We start from the raw sequence: 14,854 nt of genomic DNA on the forward strand, positions 1-14,854 counted from the left end.
GTAAATTATCAATATCAAGGTGAGAATGATTGTGAAGCGCCAGTTCACGACATATAACTTAGCGAGATATCCCTGTATTTCGTCCGGTAGAGCTGATCATGATGATGCGTTCCCTCCTTCCCCTGTTGCTTGGCGCAGTAATGCTGCCGGCCACTATGGACAGTGCCCATGCCAACCCCTTTTCCGCCAGCAGCAAGAGCAGCAGCGGCTTTCTCGAGCGACGGGATGTGCCCAACCTCAGCTCGGCTGCCTTCGTGGTGGCCAACCACAGAACCGGCGAGGTGATCTCCGAGCGCAACGGCAACCGGGTAATGCCCATCGCCTCACTCACCAAGCTGATGACGGCGCTGGTAGTGCTGGATGCCAACCTGCGCCTCAACGAAATGCTCACCGTGACCAATGCCGACATCGACCGCATCAAGGGAACCGGCTCGCGACTGGCCATCGGCTCTAGGCTCAGCCGCGCCGAAATGCTCCATATCGCCCTGATGTCCTCTGAAAACCGTGCCGCCTCGGCACTGGCCCGCCACTATCCCGGCGGTCAGCGCGCCTTTGTCGAGGCGATGAACGCCAAAGCCCGCATGCTGGGGATGTGGAATACCCACTATGCAGACAGCACCGGGCTCAACCCGCGCAATGTCTCCACCGCGCAGGATCTCGCCAAGCTCGCCGCCGCAGCGGCCTCCTATCCGCTGATCCGCCAGTACTCCACCGACGAGCAGAGTTATGTGCGAACCAACAAGCGTCAGCTGCACTACCTCAACTCCAACCGGCTGATCCGCGAAGGGCAATGGGAGTTCACCCTCTCCAAGACCGGCTATATCCGCGAAGCGGGCCGCTGCCTAGTGCTGGGCACCAAGGTCAATCGTGAGCCGGTGATCATGGTGTTGCTCAATGCCGAGACCACCAACGATAGGGTCGCCGATGCCAAGCGGATCAAAACCTGGCTGGAGAGCTCGGGCAGAACCACCCTGGCAGCCAACCAGAGCAGCATGCTGACTCACCAGTAAGCTCGAGATCCCCAACCAAGCGAGGCACCTGCCTCGCTTTTTTTATCTGCATGAGCGCGCCCAAAAAATGGGATCCAGTTCCCGCTACAGGTAACACCTTCCGCCATCCCGTTACAAAACGTAACTACTCAACAGCGTGATTCACACTAATAGAATCAATTGGTTGTAACCTGGCAGCAAGAATTTTAGCGTGCCATCACAACCCCTGTAACGACGAGCCACCATGCGCATTTCCAGTATCGAGTGCGGGCGGGTACTGGCCATTCTGGCCGTGATGACCATTCACGTATCCCCCTTCGCCAATCCGTTCAATCCCGCCCTGTGGGGAAGTGGATCCTGGCTCTGGCTGAGCGGCACCATCAACCAGTTATGCCGCTTTGCCGTGCCGCTGTTTTTCCTCTGTGCCGGTTACTTTCTGCAGCCGAGACTGAGCCGCGAAGCGCCGCTGACCGTGGCCTGGCGCTACTGCCACCCCTTGCTGCTGCTCTGGCTGGTATGGAGTCTGGTCTACCTGCTGGTGCCGTTCAATCCGCTAGATGCCGTGCAGCAAGGCTATCTGACCTCCCTGCGCGGGCAGTGGCAATTCCAGCTCGGCGACCCCCTCAATGGCTGGCTGGTGGGCGGCATGATCCACCTCTGGTTCCTGCCAGCCCTGATCATGGCGGTGACCCTGCTGGCACTCTGCTACCGGCTTGGCAGACCAGAGCTCACCCTCTGGCTGGGTCTTGGCCTCTACCTGCTGGCGCTGCTGGGGGGCTCCTATGCCAAGCCGCTGCTGGGCGCCGAGTGGCCACTGCTCACCCGTAACGGCCCCTTCTTCTCCCTGCTGTTTGTGGCGCTCGGGGCCCTGTTGCGCCAGCGTCAGTGGCAGCCCGATGCCCGCACCGGCTGGCAATTGCTGCTGGCGGGCGTGGTACTCTATGGCTGTGAAGCCTGGGCGCTGCAGCACTTCGCCGAAGTGCCGCTCACCCGCCACGACTTCCTGCTCGGTTCCCTTCCCTGGGCTCTCGGTCTGTTTGGCCTGCTGCTGGCCAACCCCGAGTGGGGCAAAGGCAGCTGGCTGGAGCGCCAGGCTCCCAAGGTACTCGGGATCTACTGCCTGCACATGATGCTGGTGGTCTGGCTCTTCGTATTCGGCCCGCAGGGCGCCTCCATCCTGTGGGAGATTGCCAAGGTGCCGCTGCTGCTGGGAGCGTCTCTGCTGGCCTATCGCCTGCTGACGGCCCTGCCCCTCACCCGCCGACTGCTGCGCACCCACTGAGTCCGATATCCGGCCCGTCCTATCGGGCCGGATAGCTCTTCACATTTCGTCCCTTTCTCTTCCGCTACGCCCTTTTTGCTCTCGCTTCGTTCTCGCCGCTTGCTGCAATGGCTTTGCTTTTCAGCCGAGCGCCCCCGACCGCAGAACCCGTCCCCAATCCCCTCCTCCATTTTCACCTTGCCAGGCAAATGAAAATCAATATCATTGGCATCCCGCTTTGGCGGGGCAGGCTAATTATAATTAAATCAATATGTTCGAGCCGTCAGGTCGACATCCAAAGAGTCAATATTGAATATGCAGCACCCTCACTTTCGCAGAACGCTGGTCTCGCTGGCACTGCTGGGCACCGGCTTCACTGCCCAGGCCACCGATGAAACCATGACTGTGGTTGGCAAACGCTCCCAGCATCAGGAAGTTGCCACCGCAACCCGTACCAATACGCCAGCCAAGCTGGTTCCCCAGACCATCGACAGCGTCAAGGTCAGCGAGCTGACCGCCTTCGGCCAACCTACGCTGAGTGAAGCCCTGAGCGGCATTCCCGGGGTCAACGCCAGCGGTGATACCCGCTTCGACGGGGTCAATATCCGCGGCTTCAGCGCCAGCAACGACTTCTATCTCGACGGATTCCGCGACGACATGCAGTACACCCGGGATCTCGGCAACATCGAGCGGGTGGAAGTGCTCAAGGGCCCGGCTGCCGTGCTCTACGGCCGCGGTAGCACGGGGGGCATCGTCAACCGGGTCAGCAAGAAGCCGCAAAAAGGGCAGGAGTCCAGCGTCACCGCCCGGGTCGGCAGCTTTGACAGCCAGCGGCTGGCCGCCGACCTCAATGGCGAGGCGAGTGAGCAGGTGCAACTGCGCCTCAACATGGCGCAAGAGGACAAAGATAGCTTCCGCAACGGCGTGAAGAGCAAGCGCACCCTGCTGGCCCCCTCCGCCAACTGGGAGATCAGCGACAACCTCAACTGGCTGGTGCAGTACGAGCGCAACGAACATGACCGCACCCCGGATCGCGGCATTCCCGGGGTCAATGGCCGTCCGGCCGATGTGCCGCGAGAGTATGTCTACAGCGATACCAGCCGCGACTTCATCGATGACGTGGCACAATCCACCCGCTCACGCCTCTCCTGGGATATCAACGATCAGTGGCAGTTGCGCCAGCAGCTCGGTTACTCCACCCTCGACAGCCAGTTTGACAACACCTATGTCACCAGCGTCAAAGGGGATCAGGTGACCCGCTCCCGCTGGCAGCAGGATCTCAAAGCGAAGAACCTGATCAGCAACACCGAGGCAGAAGGTCTGTTCCAGACCGGCCCGGTGGAACATCGCCTGCTGGCCGGCTTCGAGCAGAACTGGCAGGAGCGCACACCCAAGCTCTACCAGAACGCCACCGCCATCCCGTCCGGCAACCTCTACGACCCGGGCTCACTGCCTACCTACAATGGCGCCATGAAGCTCTCCAGCGACGCCAAACACAAGGTGCGCGGCAATGGCCTCTATCTGCAGGATCAGCTCAGCCTGGGTGACTGGCATCTGGTGGGCGGGCTGCGCCGTGACGACTTCACCGTCACCAGTCGCCGCTACGACCTCAACAAGGAGGAGAGCGTCTCGGTCAACAGCCTGAGCCCGCGCCTCGGTCTGGTGTGGAATCCCCTCGAGGATCACGCCTTCTACACCTCCTACAGCAAGACCTTCACTCCGGTGGGCGGCGAGCTGATCGGCATCACCCCGGGCGACAAAAACAACGGGCTGGAACCCCAGCACACCCGCCTCTACGAAGGTGGGGTGAAGAGTGACTGGCTGAACGGCAAGCTGGCGACCACTCTCTCCCTCTATCGACTGGAGATGTACAACAAGCGCACCAAGGATCCGCTGGATCCCACCAAGGTGATCCTCACCGGCCTGCAGCGCACCGAAGGGGTCGAGCTGAGCGCCCGCGCCGAGCTGACCGACGAGATCTACCTGCGTGGCGGCTTCGCCATTCAGGATGCGGAGCAGGTCAAGGCGGATGCGGATCTGCAGGGCAAGCGCCCGATGAACGTCTCCCGTCAGAATGGCCAGTTCTATCTCGGCTACAAGAGTGGCGAGCAGGGCTGGTTCGGTGAAACCGGCGTGACGGCGGTGGGCGATCGCTTCGCCGACAACGCCAACACCACCACACTGCCCGGTTACGCCCGCTTCGATGCGCGCGCCGGTTATCGCTGGCAGCAGTGGGAAGCCGAGCTGAGCGCCGAAAACCTGACCGACCACGAGTACTTCGTCAGCGCCACCAGTGCCACCCAGATCATGCCGGGTACGCCCCGTCAGCTGAGCCTGACCGGAACCTACCGCTTCTGATCTCTGTGACAACCACCCCGACTGGCCAGCCCTTGCTGGCCAGTTTTTTATGAAGCAACCACGATGAAACGCAGAAGAGTTCCCCTTCACAACAACAAATGGGTACGCCGCCTCCATGCCTGGGCCGGTTTTTTTACCCTCGCCCTGATGCTGATGTACGGCATCACCGGTCTCTGGCTGCAACACCGTGCCGTGTTGCCCATCCCCGGCCCCCACACCGATAAATCGAGTGAAGAGATAGTGCTGGAGACGCCGCTCGCCAGCCCGGAGCAGCTGAAAAGCCTGCTGCAACAGCGCTATCCCGATACCTTTGCCGACGGGCGAACCATGATCACCCCGGCCCAGACCCTGCCCACCCCGAACGGCCCGCTCACCCTGCCCGCCAAGTGGGAGATGCGCGGCGTCACCCTCAGCCAGAGCGTGGCCGCCAGCTATGTTGAGGGTACCCTGCTGGTACGTACCGACCTGCAGCAAGCCAACTTTGCCGCCAGCCTCAACCGGCTGCACCGCGGCATGGGTACCGGCCTCGGCTGGCAGCTGTTTGGCGATATCGCCGCCCTGGCCCTGCTACTGCTCGCCCTCACCAGCCTGTTTATGTGGACCAAGCTGCACGGCACTCCCAGAGCCATCATCGTGCTGACACTCGCTGGCAGCCTCGGCACCCTGCTGTTTGCCCTGCTGGGGTAACGCAGCAACCATGATCTGATGCAGCAAGGTTTGGAAAGAAAACAGCAATAGAAACAGGCCGCTGGCGGTGATGCCGGCGGCCACATCAAGAAAAGGAAGTAACGGAGAGCGGGAAAAGAGAAGGGATACCAAGAGGTAACGGGAAGTACTGCCAGCTCAACAGTAACGCTCCCATGTGCAGGAACGCTAAAAAACAAAAGGCCATCATTGCTGATGGCCTTTTGTCATGAATTTGATGGTGCCCGGGGTCGGACTCGAACCGACACGGTTATTCACCGGCGGATTTTGAATCCGCTGCGTCTACCGATTTCGCCACCCGGGCAACTGCGAGGGATTATACGAATGGCGCGATGCCATGCAAGGTGTTTTTCGATTGAACACTCCCGTTTGTTCATTTATTCAACGCCTTGCCGATGCGGGGCCAGTTACATAGAATGCCGCCATCATCTTAATGGAATAAAAACGATGGCCGAGCCTAAAAAAGTCCAACTAAAATCCCCCTCTCCTGCCACTCAGCCATACCCGTCAGCGGGTCTGCTGCGTCGCCTCGGCGCCCTCATCTATGATGCGCTGGTGGTGACTTCGCTGCTGATCATCGCTGGCTTTATCGGCATGGGTGTCGCCAAGCTGTTGCTGATCACCGGCATGGCAAGCGTACCGGCGGGTGAAGATACCGTCTGGTTGCTGACCCGCCACCCCCTGAGCCTGATCTACACCCTGTGGCTCGCCTTCGTCATCTGCGGTTTCTACACCTGGTTCTGGACCCGCGCTGGCCAGACCGTCGGCATGCGCGCCTGGCGGCTGCGCATTCAGAACGAAGATGGCAGCCATATCCGTATTACCCAGGCGCTGATCCGTCTCGCCACTGCCGCCTTTGGTCTGGGCAACCTGATGTGCCTGTTCAACCGCAAGCGCCCACGGGCGTTCCAGGATATCTGGGCCGAATGCGAAGTGATTGTGCTGAGCAAAGAGGCCAATCTGGAATTGTTGAACAAGTAATACCGGATCAATGCAATAACGAAAGAGGGCACCAGCAGGTGCCCTCTTTGTATTACCACGTGTGAATTACTGCTTGCGGCTGAGGATGTAGAAGGAGATGCCGCCAAACAGCAGGCTGGGCGCGACAGCCGCCAGAATGGGCGGTACCGCATAGACCAGACTGATGGGGCCAAACACCCGATCACTCACATAGACGGCGAAACCGGTCATGATCCCCATCAGCATCCGCGCCCCCATGCTCACCGAACGCAACGGGCCGAAGATGAAAGAAGAGGCCAGCAGGATCATCGCCACCACCGAGAGCGGTGACAGCAGTTTGCGCCACATCTCCAGCTTGTAGCGACCGGCATCCTGCTTGTTGGCGTCCAGGTAACCGATGTAGTCGAGCAGACCGGAGACCGAGAGATTCTCGGGGTCGATACTCACCACCCCCAGCTGCTTGGGCGTCAGCTCCGAGCTCCACTCCATCTTGTCGTGCTCTTCACTGCGGATCTGAGCCGGGTCGTCGAAGCGGGTAACCTGCGTCTGCTTGAGCAGCCAGTGATGCCTTTCAAATACCCCCTCCCGTGCCTGCACCACGTCGATCAGCTTGCGCTCGGGGGTGAAACGATAGAGGGTGATGCCGGTCAGGGCACCATCGTTGCGCACCCCGTTGATATTAACGAAGTTGTTGCCATCCCGTGCCCACACCCCGTAGGCCGAGACGGTAAGCCGCCCTTCCGACATGGCACCGGCACGGATATCATCCGCCATCCGTTTGGCGACAGGGGCCACATACTCCCCCATCAGTCCTACCAGGATCATCAGCGGGATCGCGGTTTTGAGCGCCGCCATTACAATACTGATCTTGGAGCGGCCCGCCGCCTGCATCACCACCAGCTCGGAGCTGGTCGCCAGCTGGCCCAGACCGATCAGACCGCCCAGCAGTGCCGCCAGCGGGAAGAAGAGCACCGCCTCCTTGGGCATGGAGAGCAACACATAGTAGAGAGCATTGAGCATGTCGTAGTTGCCCTCTCCGACAGACTTGAGCTGTTCCACATACTTGATGAGCGCAGCAAGACCAACGAGCGTGAGCTCACACAGCAGGATCGACATAAAAATGACCCTGCCGATATATCTATCGAGAATGCCAAACATCAGCGGTAGTTCCTATGTGGCTTCATCATTTTGATTTGTTTATGAAATATTTGCTCTTTACCCCGTTCCACCAGCTGGTGCCCTGCAAATTGAGGGGCAGGCCAATAAACAGCAGATAACCGAGCGGAACCAGGAACATCCCCGGCCAGTAGGGCAACCGGCCACTGTCGATAGCCGAGCGGGCAGCACTGAGCAGCAGGAAGTAGGAGAGATAGAGCATGATGGCCGGCAACAGCTTGGCGTAGCGCCCCTGACGGGGGTTGACCCGAGCCAGCGGAACTACCAGCAGGGTGAGCACCGGAATGGAGAGGGGCAGCGAGATACGCCATTGCAATTCACCCATCATGTCGTTTTCCTGGGTACCCAGCAGCTCCATGGTGGGTTTGGCCGCCGCCTTGCGGTTGGAGCGCTCCATCTCCTGCTGACGGATCACCAGACCATACTCGCGAAAATCGGAGATCTGGAACTGCTTGCCGGAGAAGTTGCCTTCATAGCGGGAACCATCCTTCAGAGTCAGCCACTGCAGACCATTCTCATCGATCGTCACCACCCCTTCGCTGGCCACCACCACCGAAGGGGGGTTGCTGCCTTCGGCCCGCTGCAAGATGAAGATCTTCTGCAGCTTCGAGCCGTTGTCGTTCAAATCCTGGATATAGGCAACCAGGCGCCCCTTGTCGAGCTCCATAAAGCGGCCCGCCTGCAGGAAAGAGATCCCCGGATCCGACTTGAACTCGTCGATCACCTGATACTCTCGCTCCTTGGCCTGCGGGGCGATCCAGCCGGTGTTGAACGCTGCGACTGCAGCGGTCAGCAAGGCCAGCAACATGGCGCTGCGCATTACGAAACGGTGGCTGAAACCCACCGCATGCATCACCGTCATCTCGCTTTCGGCGTAGAGGCGACCATGGGCAAACAAAATGGCTAAAAAGAGACTGATAGGCAGCATCAACAGCGCCATATTGGGCAAGTTGAGCAGCAGCAGGGTGGAGACCAGACGTGTCGGCACCTCGCCATCGGCGGCATCACCGATGATCTTGATAAATTGTTGGCTGACAAAGATAAGCAGCAATACGAATAACACTGCCAGCTGGGTTTTCAGGGTTTCCCTGAACAAATATCGGAAAACGATCACAGTCATTCCCAAGTAAACTTGTGTTTTTAGTCGAATGCCTGAAAAATAGGGCCGTATATTGGATTTTTACCAGTTTGAACTGCGGAGCCTGTGGCTGTTCGCTCCGCCTCTGATACCCCAACAAGCACCGCATTATTCAATAAAAGGTGCCTTTTGTCTTTAGGATGTAGGAGATTCCATGGAGTTCAGTGTAAAGAGTGGCAGTCCAGAGAAGCAACGTAGCGCCTGCGTCGTAGTCGGCGTATTTGAGCCGCGTCGCCTCTCTCCGGTTGCCGAACAACTGGACAAGATCAGCGATGGCTATATCAGTTCGCTGCTGCGCCGTGGCGACCTGGAAGGGAAACCAGGCCAGATGCTGCTGCTGCATCAAGTACCGGGCGTGCTCAGCGAGCGCGTACTGCTGGTCGGATGCGGCAAGGAGCGGGAACTCGACGAACGCCAGTACAAGCAGATCATCAACAAGACCATCACCACCCTGAACGAAACCGGCTCCATGGAAGCGGTCTGCTTCCTGACCGAGCTGCACGTCAAGGGTCGGGATACCTATTGGAAGGTGCGCCAGGCGGTAGAAACCACCAAGGCGGGCCTCTACAGCTTTGATCAGTTCAAGACCAACAAAGCCGAACCACGTCGCCCGCTGCGCAAGCTGGTGTTCAACGTGCCGACGCGTCGGGAACTGACCATTGGTGAAAAAGCCATCGCTCACGGTCTGGCCGTGGCCAAGGGTGTGCGGGTCTGTCGCGACGTGGCGAACATGCCGCCCAACGTCTGCAACCCGGCCTATCTGGCCTCCCAGGCCCGTCGTCTGGCCGATGCCTACGACAACATCACCACCAAGGTGGTGGGCGAGCAGGAGATGGCCGAACTCGGCATGAACTCCTATCTGGCGGTGGCCCGCGGCTCCGACAACGAAGCCATGATGGCCATCATCGAATACAAGGGTCATCCGGATGCCAAGCCCATCGTGCTGGTCGGCAAGGGTCTGACCTTTGACTCCGGCGGCATCTCCATCAAACCGGCCGACGGCATGGACGAGATGAAGTACGACATGGGTGGCGCCGCCTCCGTGCTCGGTACCATGCATGCGCTGGCCCAGCTGCAACTGCCGATCAACGTCATCGGCGTGCTGGCAGGCTGCGAGAACATGCCGGGTGGCAACGCCTATCGCCCGGGTGACATCCTCACCTCCATGTCCGGCCAGACCATCGAAGTGCTCAACACCGATGCGGAAGGTCGTCTGGTGCTGTGTGATGCGCTGACCTATGTGGACCGCTTCGATCCGGAAACCGTGATCGACGTGGCGACCCTGACCGGTGCCTGCGTCATCGCGCTGGGCCACCACACCTCGGGTCTGCTGGCCAACCACAACCCGCTGGCCCACGAGCTGCTCAACGCCTCCGAGCAGGCGGGTGATCGCGCCTGGCGTCTGCCGCTGTTTGACGAGTATCAGGAGCAGATTGACAGCCCGTTCGCCGACATGGCCAACATCGGCGGTCGTCCGGCCGGTACCATCACCGCGGCCGCCTTCCTGTCACGCTTTACCAAGAAGTACAACTGGGCCCACCTGGATATCGCCGGGACGGCCTGGAAGAGTGGCAAGGATAAAGGCTCCACCGGGCGTCCGGTGCCCCTGCTGACCCAGTTCCTGCTGAACCGGGCTGGCGTGGATATCGAAGAGAAAGAGTAACTCTCCGGTCCCTGCCGATGGCTGCATCGGAAGGGTTGGCGTTACCCTGAACCACAAGGAAGAGGCCCGCCTCTTCCTTGTTTCATTCTTGAATCAGTGAGTTGCGGGCGGGAAATGCCCCGTCAGCCTCATGAGGCGGTCAACAGTCCGTCACCGCAAAACGGGATCAACCTGATGAGCCAAGTGACCTTTTACCTGATGAGCGAACAGGATGACACGCAGGCCTCTGCGGTCGAGCGACTGGCCTGTACTCTTGCGGCCGAGTCGTGGGGCGCGGGCCATATCTACCTGTTCTGCAACGATGAGGCCCAGGCCCTGCGTCTGGACGAGCTGTTGTGGCAACTGCCACCGGAGCGCTTCGTGCCGCACCAGCTGCAAGGCGAAAGCGGTATGGCCCCGGTGGAGATCGGCTATCAGCCACCGAAACGGCGCTACGCCCGCCTCATCAATCTGGCCACTGCGACACCTTTGTTTGCAGGACACTTCGCTCAAGTGGTAGATTTTGTCCCCACTGACGAAACACAAAAGCAGCAAGCTCGCGAGCGCTACAAGCACTATCGCCAGGCAGGCCATGCCCTCGAAATGAGGGAGCAGCCCGTCCTTGCCGCACCGGATCCGGCGCAGCCCTGACTGCAACCAATTGATCCATAAAGAATCAACACCAGACTCCATCCATCCAGATTACGGCGAGACCATGGAAAAGACTTTTAATCACAACGCCATCGAACAGGCGCTCTATCAGCACTGGGAAGCACAGGGTTACTTCAAGCCCCACGGCGACACCAGCAAAGACTCCTTCTGCATCATGATCCCGCCGCCGAACGTCACCGGCAGCCTGCACATGGGTCACGCCTTCCAGCAAACCCTGATGGATACCCTGATCCGCTACAACCGCATGCAGGGCAAAAACACCCTGTGGCAGGCAGGTACCGACCATGCCGGTATCGCCACCCAGATGGTGGTTGAGCGTAAGATCGCCGCAGAAGAGGGCAAGACTCGCCACGATTACGGCCGTGATGCCTTCATCGACAAGATTTGGCAGTGGAAAGAAGAGTCCGGTGGCACCATCACCCGCCAGATGCGCCGTCTGGGCGACTCCGTGGATTGGGAGCGCGAGCGCTTCACCATGGATGAGGGTCTCTCTGCCGCCGTGCAGGAAGTGTTCGTCCGTCTTTACGAAGATGGCCTGATGTACCGCGGCAAGCGTCTGGTGAACTGGGACCCGAAACTCAACACCGCCATCTCCGATCTGGAAGTGGAGAACCGCGAGATCAAGGGCCACATGTGGCACCTGCGCTATCCGCTGGCCAACGGCGCCAAGACCGCTGAAGGCAAGGATTACCTGATCGTCGCCACCACTCGTCCGGAGACCATGCTGGGCGATACCGCTGTGGCCGTGAACCCGGAAGACCCGCGCTACAAGGCGCTGATCGGCCAGCACATCCTGCTGCCGCTGGTGAACCGTCTGATCCCCATCGTTGCCGACGAACACGCCGACATGGAGAAGGGCACCGGTTGCGTGAAGATCACCCCGGCCCACGACTTCAACGATAACGAAGTGGGCAAGCGCCACAGCCTGCCAATGATCAACATCTTCACCCTGGACGCTCACGTGCGTGCCGAGGCCGAAGTGGTCGATACCAACGGCAACCCGAGCAGCGCCTACGATGCCGCCCTGCCGAGCGAATTCGCCGGTCTGGAGCGCTTCGCCGCCCGTAAAGCGATTCTGGCCAAGCTGGAAGAGCTGGGTCTGCTGGACGAGATCAAGGATCACGTGCTGCAACAGCCGTACGGCGATCGCGGTGGCGTGCCCATCGAGCCGATGCTGACCGACCAGTGGTACGTACGCGTGGCACCGATGGCCAAGACCGCCATCGAGGCGGTGGAAGATGGCCGCATCCAGTTCGTGCCAAAGCAGTACGAAAACATGTACTTCTCCTGGATGCGCGACATTCAGGACTGGTGCGTCTCCCGTCAGCTGTGGTGGGGTCACCGCATCCCTGCATGGTATGACGACGCCGGCAACGTCTACGTTGGCCGCAGCGAAGACGAAGTGCGCGCCAAGCACAGCATCCCGTCCGTGACCACCCTGCGTCAGGACGAAGATGTGCTCGACACCTGGTTCAGCTCCGCCCTGTGGACCTTCTCTACCCTGGGCTGGCCGAACAACACAGAGGCGCTCAAGACCTTCCACCCGACCGACGTGCTGATGAGCGGCTTCGACATCATCTTCTTCTGGATTGCCCGGATGATCATGATGACCATGCACTTCATCAAGGACGAAAACGGCCAGCCGCAAGTCCCGTTCAAGACCGTCTACATCACCGGTCTTATCCGTGACGAAGAAGGCCAGAAGATGTCCAAGTCCAAGGGCAACGTGCTGGACCCCCTCGACATGATCGACGGCATCTCGCTGGAAGATCTGCTGGAGAAGCGCACCGGCAACATGATGCAGCCGCAGATGGCCGAGAAGATCGCCAAGCGTACCGCCAAGCAATTCCCGGAAGGGATCGATGCCCACGGTACCGACGCCCTGCGCTTCACGCTGGCAGCGCTGGCCTCTACCGGTCGTGACATCAACTGGGACATGAAGCGCCTGGATGGCTACAACAACTTCTGCAACAAGTTGTGGAACGCCTCCCGCTATGTACTGATGAACACCGAAGATCAGGATTGCGGTTTTGCCGGTGGCGAGATGCAGTTCAGTCTGGCAGATCGCTGGATCCAGTCCCAGCTGCAAGTGGCCATCCGTGACTTCCGCACCGCCCTCGATACCTATCGCTTCGATATCGCGGCTGGCGTGCTGTACGAATTTATCTGGAACCAGTTCTGTGACTGGTATCTGGAGCTGACTAAGCCAGTGCTGACCAAGGGTTCCGAGGCCGATCAACGCGCTGCCCGCCACACCCTCGTCAGCGTCCTCGAGACCCTGCTGCGTCTGGCGCACCCGATCATCCCGTTCATCACCGAGACCATCTGGAAATCGGTCGCCCCGCTGGCTGGCGTACACGCCGACACCATCATGATTCAGGCCTTCCCGGAGTTCGACGCCGCCAAGGTGGACGAAGCCGCGATGGCGGATCAGGAGTGGGTGAAGGAGTTCATCGTCAGCATCCGCAACATCCGCGCCGAGATGAACGTGGCCCCGAGCGTGCCCCTCAACGTGCTGCTCCAGTGCGATGCCAAGGATGCCCAGCGCGCCGCTGACAACGAGGCCTTCCTCAAGTCGCTGGCCCGTCTGGAGTCCATCCGCGTTCTGGCGGACGGTGAAACCGCCCCGCTGTCAGTGAAGAAGCTGATCGGTGCCACCGAGCTGATGATCCCGATGGCCGGTCTCATCGACAAGGATGCCGAACTGGCCCGTCTGGCTAAAGAGGTTGCCCGTCTGGTGGGCGAGTGCGGCCGTATCGAAGGCAAACTCGGCAACGAAGCCTTCGTCGCCAAGGCGCCGGAAGCGGTCATCGCCAAAGAGCGCGAGAAGCTGGAAGATTACCGTCTCCAGCTGACCAAGCTGGAAGCCCAGCAGGCTGAAATCGCCGCGCTGTAAGCACCGCCCCAACCGATACAACAAAGCCCCCTGCCAAGGGGGCTTTTTCATATCCGCGCTTCCCGCTTCAGCTCACCAGCAGCCAGCCGCAAAAACCGAGATAGAGCAAGCCCACCAGCGCCAACCGCCCGGCGGTCATCACTCCCTTTCTGAACCCCCACCAGAGCAACCCCACCGCCAGCAGCGTCACCAGCGAGGAGGCCATCATGGCACCATCCAGCAACCAGGGGGTGAAGATCAAGCAGAAGGCCTTGGGGATAGTGCCCTGGATCATCATGGCCCCGGAGATATTGGCCAGCGCCAGCCGATTCTTGCCCTGTCGCACCCAGATCAGCACGTTCATCAGCTCCGGCATCTCGGTCGCCACCGGACTCAACAGCAGTGCCGCCAGCACCGGCGAGAGGCCAAACAGTTCGCCCATGCTCTCCAGCTGATGGACAAACAGCTGTGCCGCCAGCGCCACCACCACTAACGCAGCCAGCGTCTGCAGCAGCACCTTGCCAAGAGGCGGGATCCCGGCATTTGGAGCCAGCTTGAGGGGCTCAGGCAACTCGACCTCATGGCTGTCGCTCTGCTTCAGCTCGCGCCTTACATAGACGAGGTAGACCAGCAGGAAGAGCGGGGCCAGCCAGCTCTTGCCGGTAAAGGCGACCAGACCCAGTACAGTGGCCACCAGAAAGATTCCCATAAACCAGCGCTGATCCCGGCCAATCTCGCGCTGTACCTCGCCATCGATGGCCCTTTCGGTACGCCCCATGCAAAGCAGCAGGGTGAGGCCGACCGCCGCGTAGCCGATGGTCGCCAGCACCAGCGGCCCGCCGAGGGCGGCACCGATGCCAATCTCTTGCTGGGCGGTCGTGTTACCCATCAGCAGGGCGGTCAGGGTGACGATGCATTCGGGCAGCGCCGTACCCAGTGCAGCCAGCAGCGAACCAGTGGCACTTTGCGAGAGTTTGAAGTGGTGTCCGGTCCATTCGATGCCGTTAACGAAGTATTCGCAGGCAAGGTAGATGGTGACCGCAGAGACGAGAAATAACAGCAGGGTAATCAACATAAT

General features: G+C 60.1%; 11 protein-coding genes and 1 tRNA gene. 8 read left to right on the forward strand and 4 right to left on the reverse strand.

Annotated features, from left to right (window positions below; genetic code table 11):
- Positions 1 to 98: 98 nt before the first annotated feature.
- The 4 genes from pbpG (at position 99) to G5179_RS02835 (ending at position 5,295) form a co-directional block, all read left to right on the forward strand.
- A complete protein-coding gene (gene pbpG / locus G5179_RS02820) occupies positions 99 to 1,010 on the forward strand; it encodes a D-alanyl-D-alanine endopeptidase (RefSeq protein WP_042053464.1) in 912 nt (303 codons plus the stop codon).
- A 223-nt stretch (positions 1,011 to 1,233) separates the two neighbouring features.
- Positions 1,234 to 2,271 (forward strand): acyltransferase, encoded by a 1,038-nt coding sequence (locus G5179_RS02825; protein ID WP_201986354.1) that lies wholly within the window; start codon positions 1,234 to 1,236, stop codon positions 2,269 to 2,271.
- 294 nt (positions 2,272 to 2,565) lie between these two features.
- A complete protein-coding gene (locus tag G5179_RS02830) occupies positions 2,566 to 4,608 on the forward strand; it encodes a TonB-dependent receptor (protein WP_120416099.1) in 2,043 nt (680 codons plus the stop codon).
- 21 nt (positions 4,609 to 4,629) lie between these two features.
- On the forward strand, positions 4,630 to 5,295 hold the full coding sequence (locus tag G5179_RS02835) for a PepSY-associated TM helix domain-containing protein (RefSeq protein ID WP_421257853.1): 666 nt from the start codon (positions 4,630 to 4,632) through the stop codon (positions 5,293 to 5,295).
- A 236-nt stretch (positions 5,296 to 5,531) separates the two neighbouring features.
- Here the strand turns inward: G5179_RS02835 and G5179_RS02840 are convergent.
- Positions 5,532 to 5,617 (reverse strand) — tRNA-Leu (locus tag G5179_RS02840).
- A 143-nt stretch (positions 5,618 to 5,760) separates the two neighbouring features.
- Here G5179_RS02840 and G5179_RS02845 point away from each other — a divergent pair.
- On the forward strand, positions 5,761 to 6,294 hold the full coding sequence (locus G5179_RS02845; protein ID WP_216952706.1) for an RDD family protein: 534 nt from the start codon (positions 5,761 to 5,763) through the stop codon (positions 6,292 to 6,294).
- 66 nt (positions 6,295 to 6,360) lie between these two features.
- On the opposite strand, the gene lptG is transcribed toward G5179_RS02845, so the two are convergent.
- On the reverse strand, positions 6,361 to 7,431 hold the full coding sequence (gene lptG, locus G5179_RS02850; protein ID WP_216952705.1) for an LPS export ABC transporter permease LptG: 1,071 nt from the start codon (positions 7,429 to 7,431) through the stop codon (positions 6,361 to 6,363).
- Positions 7,432 to 7,456: 25 nt separating this feature from the next.
- Positions 7,457 to 8,569, reverse strand: a complete 1,113-nt coding sequence (gene lptF, locus G5179_RS02855; RefSeq protein ID WP_005342794.1) for an LPS export ABC transporter permease LptF — start codon at positions 8,567 to 8,569, stop codon at positions 7,457 to 7,459.
- Between the two features lie 172 nt (positions 8,570 to 8,741).
- On the opposite strand from lptF, the gene pepA reads away from it, so the two are divergent.
- From pepA to G5179_RS02870, 3 genes are all read left to right on the forward strand, one after another.
- A complete protein-coding gene (pepA, locus tag G5179_RS02860; RefSeq protein ID WP_005336423.1) occupies positions 8,742 to 10,250 on the forward strand; it encodes a leucyl aminopeptidase in 1,509 nt (502 codons plus the stop codon).
- A gap of 174 nt (positions 10,251 to 10,424) precedes the next feature.
- On the forward strand, positions 10,425 to 10,880 hold the full coding sequence (locus G5179_RS02865; protein ID WP_288729200.1) for a DNA polymerase III subunit chi: 456 nt from the start codon (positions 10,425 to 10,427) through the stop codon (positions 10,878 to 10,880).
- A gap of 64 nt (positions 10,881 to 10,944) precedes the next feature.
- Positions 10,945 to 13,797: a valine--tRNA ligase gene (locus G5179_RS02870; protein WP_421257827.1), complete on the forward strand. Its 2,853-nt coding sequence runs from the start codon at positions 10,945 to 10,947 to the stop codon at positions 13,795 to 13,797.
- A 67-nt stretch (positions 13,798 to 13,864) separates the two neighbouring features.
- Here G5179_RS02870 and G5179_RS02875 read toward each other — a convergent pair whose 3' ends face one another.
- Positions 13,865 to 14,851 carry a sodium:calcium antiporter gene (locus tag G5179_RS02875; protein ID WP_421257828.1) on the reverse strand — a complete coding sequence of 329 codons (987 nt, stop codon included), beginning with the start codon at positions 14,849 to 14,851 and terminating at the stop codon, positions 13,865 to 13,867.
- Positions 14,852 to 14,854 lie beyond the last annotated feature (3 nt).

The sequence above is a fragment of the Aeromonas sp. 600886 genome (genome assembly GCF_049174935.1).
GTDB lineage: Bacteria > Pseudomonadota > Gammaproteobacteria > Enterobacterales > Aeromonadaceae > Aeromonas > Aeromonas veronii_A.

Excerpts from the sequence above, each read along its gene's own strand:
- G5179_RS02865 (WP_288729200.1), top strand. The coding sequence starts at position 10,425 with ATGAGCCAAGTGACCTTTTACCTGATGAGCGAACAGGATGACACGCAG.
- lptF (WP_005342794.1), bottom strand. The coding sequence starts at position 8,569 with ATGACTGTGATCGTTTTCCGATATTTGTTCAGGGAAACCCTGAAAACC.
- G5179_RS02825 (WP_201986354.1), top strand. The coding sequence starts at position 1,234 with ATGCGCATTTCCAGTATCGAGTGCGGGCGGGTACTGGCCATTCTGGCC.
- pbpG (WP_042053464.1), top strand. The coding sequence starts at position 99 with ATGATGATGCGTTCCCTCCTTCCCCTGTTGCTTGGCGCAGTAATGCTG.
- lptG (WP_216952705.1), bottom strand. The coding sequence starts at position 7,431 with ATGTTTGGCATTCTCGATAGATATATCGGCAGGGTCATTTTTATGTCG.
- G5179_RS02845 (WP_216952706.1), top strand. The coding sequence starts at position 5,761 with ATGGCCGAGCCTAAAAAAGTCCAACTAAAATCCCCCTCTCCTGCCACT.
- pepA (WP_005336423.1), top strand. The coding sequence starts at position 8,742 with ATGGAGTTCAGTGTAAAGAGTGGCAGTCCAGAGAAGCAACGTAGCGCC.
- G5179_RS02870 (WP_421257827.1), top strand. The coding sequence starts at position 10,945 with ATGGAAAAGACTTTTAATCACAACGCCATCGAACAGGCGCTCTATCAG.
- G5179_RS02875 (WP_421257828.1), bottom strand. The coding sequence starts at position 14,851 with ATGTTGATTACCCTGCTGTTATTTCTCGTCTCTGCGGTCACCATCTAC.
- G5179_RS02830 (WP_120416099.1), top strand. The coding sequence starts at position 2,566 with ATGCAGCACCCTCACTTTCGCAGAACGCTGGTCTCGCTGGCACTGCTG.